The sequence below is a fragment of the Niveispirillum sp. FG156 genome (assembly GCF_057809555.1).
This window is the reverse complement of record NZ_JBMDKE010000007.1, coordinates 26,796-41,329: the sequence shown is the minus strand read 5'-3', so window position 1 is coordinate 41,329 and position 14,534 is coordinate 26,796. Positions and strand designations below refer to the sequence as shown.

General features: G+C 62.3%; 15 protein-coding genes. 9 read left to right on the top strand and 6 right to left on the bottom strand.

Annotated elements, in window-relative coordinates; translation table 11 throughout:
• Positions 1–2 precede the first annotated feature (2 nt).
• Positions 3–620, bottom strand: a complete 618-nt coding sequence (locus ACODSP_RS05860; protein WP_488964691.1) for a Maf family protein — start codon at positions 618–620, stop codon at positions 3–5.
• Complete coding sequence (locus ACODSP_RS05855; protein ID WP_054168022.1) at positions 617–1,513, bottom strand: pyruvate, water dikinase regulatory protein; 897 nt, start codon at positions 1,511–1,513, stop codon at positions 617–619. Before ACODSP_RS05855 ends, ACODSP_RS05860 begins: the two co-directional genes overlap by 4 nt.
• 433 nt (positions 1,514–1,946) lie before the next feature.
• On the opposite strand from ACODSP_RS05855, the gene hemE reads away from it, so the two are divergent.
• The 5 genes from hemE (at position 1,947) to ACODSP_RS05830 (ending at position 6,788) form a co-directional block, all read left to right on the top strand.
• A complete protein-coding gene (gene hemE / locus ACODSP_RS05850) occupies positions 1,947–3,011 on the top strand; it encodes a uroporphyrinogen decarboxylase (protein WP_488964690.1) in 1,065 nt (354 codons plus the stop codon).
• A gap of 30 nt (positions 3,012–3,041) precedes the next feature.
• Complete coding sequence (locus ACODSP_RS05845; RefSeq protein WP_488964689.1) at positions 3,042–4,067, top strand: ferrochelatase; 1,026 nt, start codon at positions 3,042–3,044, stop codon at positions 4,065–4,067.
• Positions 4,068–4,130: 63 nt separating this feature from the next.
• Positions 4,131–4,685, top strand: a complete 555-nt coding sequence (locus ACODSP_RS05840) for a NifU family protein (RefSeq protein ID WP_054168025.1) — start codon at positions 4,131–4,133, stop codon at positions 4,683–4,685.
• Positions 4,686–5,000: 315 nt separating this feature from the next.
• Positions 5,001–6,098: a glucosaminidase domain-containing protein gene (locus ACODSP_RS05835; protein WP_488964688.1), complete on the top strand. Its 1,098-nt coding sequence runs from the start codon at positions 5,001–5,003 to the stop codon at positions 6,096–6,098.
• A 102-nt stretch (positions 6,099–6,200) separates the two neighbouring features.
• Positions 6,201–6,788, top strand: coding sequence for a malonic semialdehyde reductase (locus tag ACODSP_RS05830; RefSeq protein WP_488964687.1), 588 nt, complete (start codon positions 6,201–6,203; stop codon positions 6,786–6,788).
• 87 nt (positions 6,789–6,875) lie between these two features.
• Here ACODSP_RS05830 and ihfB read toward each other — a convergent pair whose 3' ends face one another.
• On the bottom strand, positions 6,876–7,160 hold the full coding sequence (ihfB, locus tag ACODSP_RS05825; protein ID WP_054168028.1) for an integration host factor subunit beta: 285 nt from the start codon (positions 7,158–7,160) through the stop codon (positions 6,876–6,878).
• 356 nt (positions 7,161–7,516) lie between these two features.
• Between ihfB and ACODSP_RS05820 the strand changes: the two genes are divergently transcribed.
• Entirely contained in the window at positions 7,517–7,834 is a 318-nt protein-coding gene (locus ACODSP_RS05820) for a DMT family transporter (RefSeq protein ID WP_488964686.1), read from the top strand.
• 8 nt (positions 7,835–7,842) lie between these two features.
• On the opposite strand, the gene ACODSP_RS05815 is transcribed toward ACODSP_RS05820, so the two are convergent.
• On the bottom strand, positions 7,843–8,505 hold the full coding sequence (locus tag ACODSP_RS05815; protein WP_488964685.1) for a TetR/AcrR family transcriptional regulator: 663 nt from the start codon (positions 8,503–8,505) through the stop codon (positions 7,843–7,845).
• Between the two features lie 226 nt (positions 8,506–8,731).
• On the opposite strand from ACODSP_RS05815, the gene ACODSP_RS05810 reads away from it, so the two are divergent.
• The 3 genes from ACODSP_RS05810 (at position 8,732) to ACODSP_RS05800 (ending at position 12,700) form a co-directional block, all read left to right on the top strand.
• Entirely contained in the window at positions 8,732–9,571 is an 840-nt protein-coding gene (locus ACODSP_RS05810) for a SirB1 family protein (protein ID WP_488964684.1), read from the top strand.
• 234 nt (positions 9,572–9,805) lie between these two features.
• A complete protein-coding gene (gene gshB, locus ACODSP_RS05805) occupies positions 9,806–10,756 on the top strand; it encodes a glutathione synthase (RefSeq protein ID WP_488964683.1) in 951 nt (316 codons plus the stop codon).
• A 105-nt stretch (positions 10,757–10,861) separates the two neighbouring features.
• Positions 10,862–12,700 (top strand): DUF885 domain-containing protein, encoded by a 1,839-nt coding sequence (locus ACODSP_RS05800; protein WP_488964682.1) that lies wholly within the window; start codon positions 10,862–10,864, stop codon positions 12,698–12,700.
• Between the two features lie 105 nt (positions 12,701–12,805).
• Here ACODSP_RS05800 and ACODSP_RS05795 read toward each other — a convergent pair whose 3' ends face one another.
• Complete coding sequence (locus ACODSP_RS05795; RefSeq protein WP_488964681.1) at positions 12,806–13,780, bottom strand: quinone oxidoreductase family protein; 975 nt, start codon at positions 13,778–13,780, stop codon at positions 12,806–12,808.
• 60 nt (positions 13,781–13,840) lie between these two features.
• On the bottom strand, positions 13,841–14,533 hold the full coding sequence (locus ACODSP_RS05790) for a dienelactone hydrolase family protein (RefSeq protein WP_488964680.1): 693 nt from the start codon (positions 14,531–14,533) through the stop codon (positions 13,841–13,843).
• Between the last annotated feature and the right edge of the window lies 1 nt (position 14,534).

Genomic DNA, 14,534 nt, shown 5'->3' with positions numbered 1-14,534 from the left:
TGTCAGGCCGGCAACAGCTTGCGCACGCGCAGGAAATCCAGCAGCGGCAGCAGCGGCAGGCCCTGAATGGTGAAATGATCACCCTTCACCTTGTTGAACAGCTGCGCGCCCAGCCCTTCCACCTGATAGGAGCCGGCACAGGACAGAACAGCATCACCGGCGGCATCCAGGTAACGCTCTATGAAGGCGTCGGACAGGGGGCGCATGGTCAGGGTGGCATGGTCGATATGGTGCCAGACACGGGTGCCATTATGAAACACGACCACAGCGGAATAGAGCGTATGTGTGCGCCCCGACAGCAGGCGCAGATGGCTGGCGGCATCGGCCCGGTCGACCGGCTTGTCGAACCAGCGACCGTCGCATTCCAGCATCTGGTCACCGCCCACGACATAGGCGCCGACATATTTGCGCGCGAGCTTGGAGGCTTTCAGATCAGCCAGCGCTTCCGCCACCTCCGGCGGCTTCATGCCGGCGGCCTTGCCCGACAGTTTGATCTCTTCTTCATCCACCCGTGCCGCCTCGGCATGAACCTCCACCCCGGCAGCTTCCAGCATGCGGCGGCGTGAGGTGCTGGCAGACGCCAGGATGATGGGTTCGGTCGTCAGAAAGCCGGGCATCATTCATCACCCTTGATACTGTCGATGGCCGCAGCGGCCTGTGGCCGGCGGCGGGCGAACAGCATCATCACCTCCGCCGCTGTCTCCTCGATCGACCGGCGGGAGACATCGATGACGGCCCAGCCCTTGCGCGTAAACAGGCGCCTTGCCTCCAGCAACTCCTCCCGCACGCGTTCGGGATCGGTGTAGGAGGTGTCGTCGCCCTGATTCAGCAGTTTCAGGCGGTTGCGCCGAATCTGTACCAGCCGTTCAGGGTCCTTGGTCAGACCCACGATCAGGGGTCGGGTCAGTTGATCCAGTTCCGGCGGCAGGGGGCAGCCGGGCACATAAGGAATGTTGGCGGCCTTGATGCCGCGATTGGCCAGATAGATGCAGGTCGGTGTCTTCGATGTCCGGCTGACACCCACCAGGATCACGTCGGCGTCATGCAGACCCCAAGCACTTTGCCCATCATCATGGTTGAGGGCGAAATCCATGGCGTCGATGCGGCCGAAATATTCGGCGGTCAGGGCATGCTGACGCCCTGGTTTTGACTGGCTCTGCAGACCCAGATAATTGCCCAGCGCATTGATCAGCGGGTCCAGGACCGAAATGCTGGGGATGCCCAGTTCCCGACAGGTATCCTGCAGCTTATGGCGCAGCTTTTCGTTCACCAGGGTGAACATCACCAGGCCCGGATGCTCCCGGATGCCTTCCAGCACCATGTCCAGCTGCCGTTCGGTGCGAACCAGATTCCAGAAATGCTCGACCGGGTGCACCTGATCGAACTGGCTGACGCAGGCGCGGGCAACGGAATTGATCGTCTCCCCCGTCGCATCGGAAACCAGATGCAGATGGAAGTTCCTGGGTACGGACGGCGGCTTGATATGACCGCCATGATGATCGCCGGGGTGCATCCTGTGGACCGCTCCTGGGGATATGTCGGGGACGGATGTGTGTGAACGGGCAGAAAAGGCGTAGCCGGGCTTTTCCATCCCTGGCAAGCCCGTACTTATCTGCCCTGCTGCCCGATCTGGGATTAACTCTGCTTGTTTGCCTGAGAATCAAGGACGAATCGGATGGACCAGATGGATTGTCCCCATATCGCAATGATCCCTGGGGAACCAGCATTTCCGCGCCTCTTGCAGCAAACTCCATAAAGTTTTCCACAATTTTTTTCCACACCCTGCGCGATGCATCCGGATTGTGGACAAAAATGCGGACAAATATGAATTCCCGTTATCCACAGGACCCACTACCTCCTCAATCCTTTCTATAAAAAAGTTAAGTTTTAAGAGAGGGGTTGGGATAAGGTTTGGCACGTTCTGCATCGTGACCTGGGTTGGATACATGACCGCCACCTCCGCCGTTCCGCAAAAGAAGATGCTGGCCGCGTTGGCCGGTGTGCCCCAGACGCCGCCGCCCTTCTGGCTGATGCGGCAGGCGGGGCGGTATCTGCCTGAATATAGGCAGGTGCGGACACAGGCGGGTGGCTTCCTGGACCTGTGCATGAACCCGGAACTGGCCTGTGAAGTGACGCTGCAGCCGCTACGCCGCTATGGCATGGATGCGGCCATCCTGTTCTCCGACATTCTGATCATCCCGCACGCCCTGGGACAGGGTCTGCGGTTCGCGGAAGGTGAAGGCCCGGTGCTGGACGCCATCCGGGACCAGCAGGGCCTGCTGAAGCTGGATCTGGACGGTCTTCACCGGAAAGCGGCGCCCGTGTACGAGACGGTGTCACGCATTCGGGCCTCCCTGGATGAACGGACAGCTCTGATTGGGTTCGCCGGCTCGCCCTGGACCGTCGCCTGCTACATGGTGGAAGGGGGCGGATCGAAGGAATATGCGCATGTGAAGCGCTTTGCCTATACCGACCCTGTCGGCTTCAACCGTCTGATCGATATCCTGGTCGAGGCGACGGTTGAATATCTGTCGATGCAGATCAAGGCCGGCGCTGAATTGGTGCAGTTGTTCGACAGCTGGGCCGGCGCCCTGTCCGCCGTCGATTTCCAGCGCTTTGTCGTGGCCCCGACGCGGCGGATTACGGCGGCGCTGAAGGAACGGCATCCGGGCACGCCCATCATCGGCTTCCCCCGCATGGCCGGCCTGAACCTGGAAAGCTTTGTCGAGCAGGCGGGCGTCGATGCCGTGTCGCTGGACCCCGGCGTGCCGGCTGCCTGGGCAGCGCAGCACCTGCAGGGCAAGGTCGCTGTGCAGGGCAATCTGGACCCTGTCCTGCTGATCGCCGGCGGGGAGGAGATGGACCGCGCTGTTCTTGATCTGCTGGAAACTCTTGGCAACGGACCCTTCATTTTCAACCTGGGTCACGGGATCATCAAGGAAACACCGCCGGAAAACGTATCTCGTTTGGCTGGGTTGATCCGGGACTGGAAGCCTGCCACAAGGGATTGATTCCGCGATCCCACAATTTGTGTGCCGGTGGTGACAGCTTCCTTTCGGGACCGTATCGCCGTCGTTCTGATGCAGCCGGGCCAGCCGGCGGCAGATGGGCTGGTTTTGCCTTACCTGCAGGCCCTGCTGGCCGCGCAGCGACAGGACCCGCCCTCCCTGCCCATGCGGCCATTGTTGGCCCTGCGCGCCCGGCGTCTGGCCCGGCATTTCCTTCTGGATGACCTGACCAGCCCGGCGGAAGATCCGACGGCTACGGAGCTGGAAAATGCCCTGTGGGGTGATGGGGTTGTGCGGGTCTTCACCGCCGGTCTGTTCGCGCCGCCATCACCCATCGCCATTGCCCATGATGTTGCCGCCTTCCGGCCTGACCGTCTGGTCCTGCTGCCGCCATCACCGCTGTTTTCCGGTGGTCTGAATGGCATGGCGCTGCAGGCCTGGGACCGTGCCGCCAAGGCGGCGGGACTGGATGTCGCTGCCAGCACCCTATGCTGCCATCCTACTGACCCTGCCCTTTTGCGAACCCTGGTGACCCGCGCGCGGGAGGTGATGGTACCGGGTGGGGCGGGATCGCTGCTGCTGGTCATGCCGGGGCTGGGCTGGTCCGGGGGTGATCCACTTGGCTGGCAGATGAACCGGCTGGCGGTGGAGCTGTCGCGGTTGCTGGACCTGCCTGCAGGCCGGGTTGATGTGGCGCGGCTGGATGTGCCGGGCTTTGATGATGCCGGCCTGCCGACAGTGGAACAGACCATCCGGCGGACACGCAGCCCGGCCCTGTCCATCCTGCCCCTGTCACCCTGGCCATTGCTGAGGGCGAGCTGGGGCGATTATCTGGATGAATGGCGGGATCTGGCGTCGGCATCGGGTGTCCTGTCGCTGACCCTGGCCCGCCCGGCCCTGGCCGAAGGGGCCGATCTGGCGCCGCTGGTGCGTCAGGCCCTGGCTGGACGTGCAGGTATCTGTTCGGGTTTTGGACGGCGGCTTTGCCCCGATACCCATGGTCAATGTCCTCACAAGCGCATGGCGGAGGCTGCCATGCATGGGAAGACCATGGCTTGATTATGCCGGGCTTTGGCCCCAAGTTCGGGGGAAGCCCCTGAGGCATCATCAGGATAACCACCGATGTTCATTCAGACCGAAGACACCCCGAACCCGGCCACGCTGAAGTTTCTGCCTGGCCGCGACGTTCTGGGCACCGGTACCGCCGATTTCACCGATGCGACCGATGCTGCGGCCCGGTCGCCCCTGGCTGACCGGCTTTTTCAGGTCGATGGCGTGACGCGGGTTTTCCTGGCCGGTGATTTTGTCACCGTGACCAAGGATGACAGCCGCGACTGGTATGTGATGAAGCCCGGTATCCTGGGCGCCATCATGGAACATTTCGCCACCGGTAAGCCTGTCTTGACCCAGGTCAAGGCGGACGACAACCAGGTGAACGAGGATGACGATGAGATCGTCGCCCAGATCAAGGAACTGCTGGACGCCAAGGTGCGTCCGGCGGTTGCCCAGGATGGCGGCGACATCACGTTCCATGGTTTTGAGAACGGGGTCGTCTATCTGGCCATGAAGGGGGCCTGCGCCGGCTGCCCCAGCAGCACGGCCACCCTGAAGTCGGGCATCGAGAATATGCTTCGGTATTACATTCCCGAGGTTGTCGAGGTGCAGCAAATCCGATAAGGTTCCTTCTCCAACCCCGGAATTGCGCCTCAATTCGGTCGCAATGGGTTGGGATATGATGCGTGTACAGATGGCGTGCCGGGGGGTTGGGGCCCCTTCGCGGGGAAATTAGACCCCACCGGCATGATGCCCTGGCGGCGGTGCAACCCAGGAAGGGGCCACCGCAGGGATTGCCTCTGACACTGTTGGGCCGGCCTTATTCAGGGCCAAGTGCCAAAGTGCGGAGTTTGCTCCGGCAAAATGACGGACGCGCGCCATGATGATGTGGCGGCGATACCCGTCCTTTCGGCTTGGACTGTAAGGGATTGAAAAAACATGCTGACAGACGCGAACGAGGGCTTTGACAGCCCCCGCGCTACGGCTGCCCGCATATGGGGCATGTCCGCCCTGTTTCTGCTGCTCACCGTTATTCTGCCTTCCACCGTGTTCATCAGCGCTTCCAGCCGGTCTATGGACCGGACGGCGCGGGAGTTCCTGCTGCCCGTGCTGCGCCCGGACCCGGGCTTCACGGTGGAGATGGCAGCCGCCACGACGCGCCATGACCCGTCCTTCAAACTGGACGCCAAGGCCACGCTCGACCTGTTCCATTCCCGCGAGTACCGGATCGAAGCGGTCCGCAGCGGGGAGACGGCGGTGCCGCGTCTGGTTCTGACCGACCTTCCGACCGGCATGACCTCGTTGGAAAGCAGCGACGACCGCAAGGCGCTGTTCGTGAAGACGCTGCTGCCGCTGATCCTGATGGCTAATGAGCGCATTGAACAGGATCGTGACCGGCTGCGCCGGCTGCATGCCGTGAAGCAGGGTGGCCAGATTCTGGCACCGCAGGACCGTCGCTGGCTGGCCGAGGTGGCTGTGCGCTATGGGCTGAATGCCGATGGCGAGATCAACACCAAGGCCCTGTTGCAGCGCGTGGATCTCGTGCCCGTTTCCCTGGCGTTGGCCCAGGCGGCGGAGGAGAGTGGCTGGGGTACCTCGCGCTTTGCCCAGAAGGGCAATGCGCTCTATGGCCAGCTGACCTTCAAGGCGGAGGATGAGGGGATTGTACCCCGTAACCGCCGGCAGGGCGAAACCCACCGCTTTAAATCCTTCGATGATCCGAAGGGAAGCGTGGAAAGCTATATCCATAACCTCAACACCCACCGCGCCTATGCCCAGTTCCGTCAGATGCGCGCCAGCCTGCGCACGCAGGACAAGCCCATTGACGGCTTGATGCTGGTCAATGCGCTGGGCGCTTATTCGGAGCGGGGGGAGGATTATGTCCGTACCATCCGTTCCCTGATCCGTGTCAATTCGCTGGCCGATTTTGACCGGGCAGTGTTGAGCGCGGATCAGATGGAAGAAGTGCTGGGCCCGCGCACGCGCGCCGAAATGGCCCGCGATCACGGGGTCGTTCCGGCCAGCCTTCGCCGGTAATCGCCTTTCGTCCCGTCCTATAGCGTCTTGTGGCTTGCCACTCATGCCGTGATGGCCGATATCACGGACATGAGTGGCCTGCATGCCAAAGGATTGTAACGAATGAGCAACCCGCTTTCCGATACCGCGCTGGATCAGCTGTTCCGCACGGCACGTACCTTCAACAGCTTTACCGACAAGCCGGTCAGCAGTGACACGCTGCGCCAGATCCATGATCTGCTGCGCTGGGGTCCGACCAGCGCCAATTGCTCTCCGCTGCGCCTTGTTTTCCTGACGACGGCAGAAGCAAAGGAACGTCTGCGCCCGGCCCTGTCTGCCGGCAATCTGGCCAAGACCATGTCGGCACCGGTGACCGCCATCCTGGCCTATGACACGCAGTTCGCCGAACACCTGCCGCGTCTGTTCCCGCATGTTGATGCACGCCCCTGGTTTGCCAACCCCGAACTGGCATTCGAGACCGCGTTCCGGAACAGCAGCCTGCAGGGCGCCTATTTCATGCTGGCGGCCCGTGCCGTGGGCCTGGATTGCGGTCCGATGTCCGGTTTTGACCAGGGCAAGGTCAATGCCGAGTTCTTTGCCGATGGCCGCTTCAAGGTCAATTTCATCTGCAATATGGGTTATGGCGATCCCGGCACCCTGTTTGACCGCAGCCCGCGGTTCGATTTCGAGGATGTCTGCCAGGTTCTGTGATCTCGGGGTCTATCCCGGGCAAAAACGAAAAGCCCCGTCAGCCATTCCGGCTGACGGGGCTTTTTCATGCCCGGATATCGGGTGCGATCATTCGTCGGTGTTCAGACGCTCACGCAACTGCTTGCCGGTCTTGAAGAAGGGGATCACCTTCTCATCGACATCGACGCTTTCGCCTGTGCGCGGGTTGCGGCCCGTACGGGCATCACGGCGCTTTACGGAAAAGGCACCGAAGCCGCGCAGTTCGACCCGGTCGCCGCGGGCAAGCGCCTCTGTGATCTCATCAAAGATCGTGGTGACGATCTTCTCCACGTCGCGCTGATAGAGATGCGGATTACGTTCGGCCAGTCGCTGGATCAGTTCCGACTTGGTCATGCCTGTCAATCCCCCCTGGGACGTGGAGCCTTCCGGGACCCGACCTTCCGCCACCGACGGGCGGCCAAGCCGAAGGTCAGGGCCTGTGGCCACCTTGTTTACCAAGGCAAGATTGCCCCAGCCGGGCCGCCCGCGCAAGGGTAAGTCTTTCTGCGCAAACAGTTTTCTTGGAGATTCCCTACGACTTTGGGCAGAAGTGGCATAGAAGCCATGCCCCAGAGCAGGGTTGCAGGTCAGGATCGCTTATCCAATATCACAAGAGATATCGGTATCATCACGATGCCGGTCGCCAGGGACGACCCTGGACGGATTGTCGGTGATGGTGGGGACGACCCTTCCGCGATGGAGAATGCTCCATGGCTTGGGTTTATCTGTTGTTCGCTGGCCTGTTCGAAATCGGCTTTGCCGTTGGTTTGAAGGCCAGTGACGGTTTCTCCCGTCCCCTTCCCACCCTTGTGACCCTGATCTGTCTGGGCATCAGCCTGTGGCTGCTGTCGATGGCCATGCGCGGTCTGCCGCTGGGTACCGCCTATGCCGTCTGGACTGGGATCGGCAGTGCCGGTGCCGTTCTGGCCGGCATGATCATGGCCCGCGAAGGGTTCGACCCTGGCCGCATCTTCTGTGTGCTGCTGATCCTGGCCGGCGTGGCGGGGCTGAAAATCCTGGAAAAATAGCCCGGATTTCAGCCTGTCAGACCCCAATACTGGCGCATCAGCACCTTGAACTCCATCAGCAGCCGGACCTTCACGTCATTATCCTCGGCGCTGGGTGCAAAACGGCTGCTGGCGAGTGCCTGCAGGAACTGCCAGGCTAGGTGCCGCCCCATCTCGAACTTCACGGGATCGGCCACCAGGAAGGAGCCGTAAAGATCCTTTGCCGACTGTTCCCAACGTGCGGCAAAGGCGGCCTTGGCCGGACCCATGATGGAGGCCAGTTCCGCATCGGTGCGGGCGGCGGCCTCCAATTCCTTCCACGCGGTCCAGAGTGGGCTGTGCGCGGCATACCACAGCGCGTCGATGCCCTGATCCAGCCCTTCCCTGCCCTCATGCGCGGCATTGGCCGTGGCGGCCAGATATTCCGCCGTAAAATGCTGGATGATGTGATCGACGGTGGCGCGCAGCACTTCCGGGGTCGTGGGGAAGTAATATTGCACTGCGCCCCGCGTCACCCGCGCCTGCTTGGCGATCTCTGACGTGGTGGTGCGATGGTACCCGATATCCAGAAAGCAACGGATGGCCGCCTCAATGATCCGTTGATGCGTGGCAATGCTTTTGGGCGTTTGCCTTACGCGGGACCCTGCGGCTTCGCTGTCCAAACTCTTGGCGACCGTTGTCGTCATCGACATCGTCTCTGTTCCAGAAACCATGGTTATTGGTTAACGCCCCTTAACCTTATATCGGGACGAGCGTTTATCTACGGTGAATGCCCTTACCTGCGCAACATGGCAATGCGCCGGTCTGACCCGAGAGGGACGAAGAACAAATCGGACAGGCGTTCCTTCCCGCTCGACACCCCGCCCCTGCCTGCGCTATGGGAAGCGCGGTTGACCCCAGCAAGCGAGCCTCCCGCCCGTGACGCCGCGCCAACAGGCCCTGGACTATCTGCGCCGCCTCGGTGAGGCGGATGACAGTGATATTGACGTGGCAGAAGCGGCCCTGGCGCTGGCTGTTCTGGACCACCCCACCGATCTTGCCCCCTATCGCGCCCATCTGGCCGCCTTGGGCGCCGATCTGGGTGTCCTGATGCGGGATGTGCCCGATGGCTTGCCCGACCGTGTGGCGGCCCTGGGCCGGCTGCTGGCGCAGCATGGCTATGCCGGTGACAGCGAAACCTATGAAGACTTGCAGAATGCCAACCTGATTCGCGTCATTGACCGGCGCCGTGGCCTGCCAGTCTCGCTTGGCATCCTGCTGATGTCGGCGGCGCGGGCCCAGGGCTGGGACATGCTTGGCCTGAACTTTCCGGGCCATTTCCTGCTGCGGCTGGACCATGGTGGCGGGCGTCAGATCATCGATCCGTTCGACGGCGCCTCTCCGCGTGGCCCGCGCGAACTGCGTGATATGCTGAAGCAGACGGCGGGTCTTGAATCCGAACTGACGCCCGACCATTACGCACCAGTGTCGAACCGTGAGGTTCTGCTACGCCTGCAGAACAATCTGAAGCTCCGCCACCTGTCGACGGACCAGCCCGACAAGGCGCTGGCGGTCATTGAGGATATGCTGCTGTTCGCGCCCCAGCATATTGGCCTGTGGCGTGAATCCGGCCTGTTGAACGCCCATCTGGGCAAGCTGACGGCGGGCATCCAGGCCTTTGAGAATTTCCTGCGTATTGGTGAGGCACGCGGTGCCTCACCCCAACTGTTAGACCATACGCGCAGCCTGCTGAAGCAGCTGCGGGGGCGACTTAACTAAAGCCTGTTGAAACAGGCTTTAGTTAAGGTTCGTTTTCCTCAGACGCCGGCGCTGCATCCGCAGCTTGGCTTCACGCGGCACGTGCCGCGCGGCGGCGGTCGCCGCCGGATCGGCTTTCGGTTCACCGAAAACCGCTCTGATCTCCCCTGCCCTGTGATGCGGCGCATGGCGTCGGCGCGGCGCTTATGCTTTCCTGCCGCCATCCTCATTTCCGCTGGCCGGAGACAATTCGACATGACCCTGAAGGTCGCCATCCAGATGGACCCGATCGAGTCCATCAATATCGATACTGACAGTTCCTTCATGATGGCGCTGGAGGCGCAGCGCCGCGGCCATGCCCTGTGGCATTACCATCCGCGCGACCTGGCCCTGCGCGGCAACAAGCTGTTTGCCAAGGTGCGGCCCATGCAGGTGCGGCGCGAACGCGGCAACCATCACAGCATGGGTGCCGCAGAGGTGATCGACCTGTCGACCATGGATCTGGTGCTGATGCGCCAGGACCCGCCCTTCGACATGGCCTATATCACTGCCACCCACCTGCTGGAACATATCCATCCCAAGACGCTGGTGGTGAATGACCCGGCTGCGGTCCGCAATGCCCCGGAAAAGCTGTTCGTCACGCATTTCCCCGACCTGATGCCGCCCACCGTCATCACATCGTCGCGTGACGAAGTGCTGGCCGCGCGTGCGGAATGGAAGGACATTATCGTTAAGCCCTTGTTCGGCAACGGTGGTTCCGGTGTGTTTCACGTGAAACCGGATGATGAGAACCTGGGCGCGCTGCTGGAAACCTTCACCCAGCTCTATCGCGAGCCGATCATCGTGCAGAAATACCTGCCGGAAATCCGCAAGGGCGATAAGCGCATCATCCTGATCGATGGCAAGCCCGCCGGGGCCGTATCGCGCATCCCGCAGGATGGCGAGGCGAGGGCCAATTTCCATGCCGGCGGCAGTGCGGGCAAGACGGTGCTGACTAAGCGCGAGCAGGAAATTTGCGAGGCCATTGGCCCCACCCTGCGTCAGCAGGGCCTGTTGTTCGTCGGCATCGATGTCATCGGTGACTATCTGACGGAGATCAATGTCACCAGCCCGACCGGCATTCAGGAGATTAACCGCCTTGACGGTTCGGCCCTCGAAGCCACTCTCTGGGACGCGATGGAAGCACGCTTCGCCGCCACACGGTAAGGCCTTACGGGCGCGGGCGATGGCCTGCGCCCGCTTTCTGCGCCCTCTTGCCGTCCCCCACTGCTTGCGCCACTCTCCTTTGCCTGAAGAACAAGGGGGTGGGTAATGGGTGGAAGTGGCAATCAACCGGTCATTGGCCGCCGTGGGTTTCTCTGTTCCTGCTGCGGTCTGGCCGCCTGGAGCATTGCCGGCGGCATGTTGAGCGAGCCGGCACGGGCCACTGGGGCCGACCCGGCCCTGGACGCGTTCTTTGCCGAATGCTTTGCCCGCCAGGCCGCGAAATCCCCGGAACTGCGCACCTCCCTGGGGCTTCCGGGTGATCAGGGGTCCTGGGACGACTTGTCCGATGCTGCGCTGGCCGCCGATGATGCGGCCCTGCGGGACGATCTCGCCAACTTACGTCGCGATTTCCCCGACGCGAAATTGTCCGCCGATGGGCGGCTGAACAAGGCGCTGTGGGAATATCAGGCAGAGGCAAAGCTGGCGGCTGCGCGCTGGCGCGGGAATGACTATCCCGCCGACCATTTCAATGGCCGCCATAGTGAGATTATCGACACCCTGACCACCTATCACCCGATCCGGGACAAGGTGGGGGCACAGGCCTGGCTGGCGCGCGTGACCCGTATCGACCAGCCTGTGGATCAGTTGATCCAGGCGCTGCGGAAACGTGCGGACAAGGGCGTCATCGCCCCGCGCTTCTCCATGGAAAAGGCGCTGGCCGCCACCCGCGCGGTCCTGACGGGCCGGCCCTTTATGTCGAGTGCGGCGGAGGAGACGGCGTTGCTGGCCGGGTTCCGGCGCAAGGTGGAGGCGCTGGACCTGCCCGCCGCCGACAAGGCGGCGTTGGTGTCGGAGGCTGAAAGCCTGCTCTCCTCCCGCTTCGCGCCGGCCTGGATCCGTCTGGCCAGCGCCATGGAGGCCGTGCTGGCCAAGGCCGACGACCGTGATGGGGTGTGGAAGCTGCCCGATGGCGATGCCTATTACCAGCATTGCCTGTCCCGCCATACCACCCTGCCCCTGAAGGCCGCTGATGTTCATGCGCTGGGCCTCACAGAGGTGAAGCGCATCCATGCGGAGATGGAGACGATCAAGGACAAGGTCGGTTTCAAGGGCGACCTTCAAGCCTTCAACCAGTTCCTTCGCACCGACCGCCAGTTCTATTTCGCAGACGACGATGCGGGCCGTGAGGCCTATATCAAGGGCGCCAACCTGATTCTGGATCGGGTCAAGGGGGTGCTGGACGGGCAGTTCAACCTGAAGCCCAAGGCGCCTCTGGTGGTGCAGCGGTTTGAGCGTTACCGCGAAGCCAGTTCCACCATCGCCCGTTATAGCCAGCCGGCCACCGATGGGTCGCGACCCGGCATCTATTATGTCAACCTGTCCAACATGAAGGAAATGCCGATCTGGCAGATGGAGGTCCTGGCCTTTCATGAAGGCATTCCTGGCCACCATATGCAGATCGCCCTGGCGCAGGAGGCGACGGGCCTGCCGGACTTCCGCCGGCATGATTTCCATACTGCCTATGTGGAGGGGTGGGGCCTTTATTCGGAACGGCTGCCCAAGGAACTGGGTTTCTATGCCGATCCCTATTCCGACTTCGGGCGCCTGACCTTTTCCCTGTGGCGGGCGCTGCGTCTGGTCATGGATACGGGCATCCATGCCAAGCGTTGGACGCGGGCGCAGGCCATCGACTATTTCGTGGCCAATTCCGCCTTCACGCGGGAGGTAGCGGAACGGGAGGTGGACCGCTACATCGTCTATCCTGGGCAGGCCTGCGCCTATTATGTCGGCATGCAGAATATCCTGGAACTGCGGGAGCGGGCGAAGAAGCGGCTGGGCAGCCGCTTCGACATCAAGCGCTTCCACGACACCGTCCTGGGCAATGGGTCGGTGCCCTTGACGGTTCTGGAACAGGTGGTGGAAGGCTGGATCAAAAGCGTTTGATCCGCGCCGTGTAGGTCAGGTCGAGCCAACGGCGAGCCCTGACAGATAAGGCTTTCAATCCATCGCTGTCAGGGCGAGGCTTGCGCCTCGACCTGACCTACGGGTTCAAGGAATCAGGACCGTCGCGCCGGTGGTCGCCCGTGCTTCCAGTGCGCGGTGGGCATCCGCCACATCGCGCAGGGCGAAACGCTGATTGACCTGCACCTTCACTTGGCCCCCCTTCACCACGGCGAACAGATCGTCCGCCATGGACAGCAACTCGTCCCGTGTGCCGGCATAATGCTGCACCGATGGCCGCGTCAGGAACAGGCCACCCTTGCGGTTCAACAGGCCGATATCAAAGGGCGGCACGGCGCCGGAGGCATTGCCATAGCTGACCATCAGGCCGCGTCGGCGCAGACAATCCAGGGAGCGTTCGAACGTGTCCCTGCCGACACCGTCATAGACGACGTCAACGCCCTTCCCGCCTGTGATCTCCCGCACACGGGCCACCACATCCTCGTCGCGATACTGGATGACATGGTGGCAGCCATTGGCCGTTGCCAGCGCCACCTTCTCCGCCGATCCCACCGTGCCGATGACGATGGCACCCAGGGCATTCGCCCATTGGCAGGCAATGGAACCCACCCCGCCGGCGGCGGCATGGATCAGGACAATGTCGCCCTGTTTCACGTGGAACGTCTGTCGCAGAAGATATTGCGCCGTCAGCCCCTGCAGCAGCATGGAGGCCGCAACCTCATCACTCACCCAGTCGGGCAGTTTGATCAACTTGTCCGCCGGGATCAGCCGATGCTCGGCATAGGCACCCAGCGGGGATTGCCCGTACCCGACCCTATCGCCGGGTGCGAGGCCGGACACCCCCTCGCCCACCGCCTCTACAATGCCCGCCCCCTCCATGCCGGGGGTAAAGGGTAAGGGGGCGGGATACAGGCCGGTGCGGTAATAGACGTCGATGAAGTTCAGGCCGATGGCCGTATGCCGGATCAGGGCCTGGTCCGGCCCCGGCTTGCCGATCTGCACCTTCTGCCAGCGCAGAACTTCCGGCCCGCCCGTCTGTTCGACAAGGATGGCATTCGTCATGATAGGACCTTGAAAATGGGGTGGCCGGGATGCGATCTGGCGCATCCCGGCGATGGGCAATCAGCCTAGATGCTTTTTCAGGAATTCGGCAGAGCGGCCATGGGCCAGCTGCGCATCGCCGTCATGGTAATGCTTGCCGCCGATGCGCGTGAAGGCGTGGTCGCGTTCGGAATAGACATGGACCTCCACCAAGAAATTGCCGGCCACGGCCTCCTTGATGGCGTTCTGCGCCTCCGGCGGTACGAAACCGTCCTGGCCGGCAATGTGCAGCAGCAGCGGCTTGGTGATGGCCGACACTTCACCGATATCCTTGTCGATGCCGACCCCGTAATAGGAGACAGAGGCATCAATATCGGTGCGGGTGGCCATCAGATAGGCCAGCTTGCCACCCAGGCAGAAACCGACGCAGCCGACCTTGCCCGTGACGCCGGTATACTGACGGATGAAGGACAGGGTGGTGGCCAGATCCTCCACCCCCTTCACCTCATTGAAGCCTTGATACAGCTGAAACGCCTTCTGCCATTCGGCTTCGGTCTGATCGGTGATTTGCACGCCCGGCTCCTGCCGCCAGAACAGGTCGGGTGCGATGGCGAAATAGCCGGCGGCGGCATATTTGTCGGCAATGGCGCGCAGGTTGGCATTTACGCCGAAAATTTCCTGGATGATGATCATGGCCGGGCCCTTGCCGCTGGCCGGAGCGGCCAGATAGGCGCCAAAGCTGCCATCGGGCGACTGGATCGAAACGTCGGGCATC

What these genes read in the sequence shown, in the direction of transcription:
- ACODSP_RS05815 (WP_488964685.1), bottom strand. Translation starts at nt 8,505, where the DNA reads ATGTCGATGACGACAACGGTCGCCAAGAGTTTGGACAGCGAAGCCGCA.
- ACODSP_RS05860 (WP_488964691.1), bottom strand. Translation starts at nt 620, where the DNA reads ATGATGCCCGGCTTTCTGACGACCGAACCCATCATCCTGGCGTCTGCC.
- ACODSP_RS05795 (WP_488964681.1), bottom strand. Translation starts at nt 13,780, where the DNA reads ATGACGAATGCCATCCTTGTCGAACAGACGGGCGGGCCGGAAGTTCTG.
- ACODSP_RS05820 (WP_488964686.1), top strand. Translation starts at nt 7,517, where the DNA reads ATGGCTTGGGTTTATCTGTTGTTCGCTGGCCTGTTCGAAATCGGCTTT.
- hemE (WP_488964690.1), top strand. Translation starts at nt 1,947, where the DNA reads ATGACCGCCACCTCCGCCGTTCCGCAAAAGAAGATGCTGGCCGCGTTG.
- ACODSP_RS05790 (WP_488964680.1), bottom strand. Translation starts at nt 14,533, where the DNA reads ATGCCCGACGTTTCGATCCAGTCGCCCGATGGCAGCTTTGGCGCCTAT.
- gshB (WP_488964683.1), top strand. Translation starts at nt 9,806, where the DNA reads ATGACCCTGAAGGTCGCCATCCAGATGGACCCGATCGAGTCCATCAAT.
- ACODSP_RS05855 (WP_054168022.1), bottom strand. Translation starts at nt 1,513, where the DNA reads ATGCACCCCGGCGATCATCATGGCGGTCATATCAAGCCGCCGTCCGTA.
- ACODSP_RS05830 (WP_488964687.1), top strand. Translation starts at nt 6,201, where the DNA reads ATGAGCAACCCGCTTTCCGATACCGCGCTGGATCAGCTGTTCCGCACG.
- ACODSP_RS05835 (WP_488964688.1), top strand. Translation starts at nt 5,001, where the DNA reads ATGCTGACAGACGCGAACGAGGGCTTTGACAGCCCCCGCGCTACGGCT.
- ihfB (WP_054168028.1), bottom strand. Translation starts at nt 7,160, where the DNA reads ATGACCAAGTCGGAACTGATCCAGCGACTGGCCGAACGTAATCCGCAT.
- ACODSP_RS05840 (WP_054168025.1), top strand. Translation starts at nt 4,131, where the DNA reads ATGTTCATTCAGACCGAAGACACCCCGAACCCGGCCACGCTGAAGTTT.
- ACODSP_RS05800 (WP_488964682.1), top strand. Translation starts at nt 10,862, where the DNA reads ATGGGTGGAAGTGGCAATCAACCGGTCATTGGCCGCCGTGGGTTTCTC.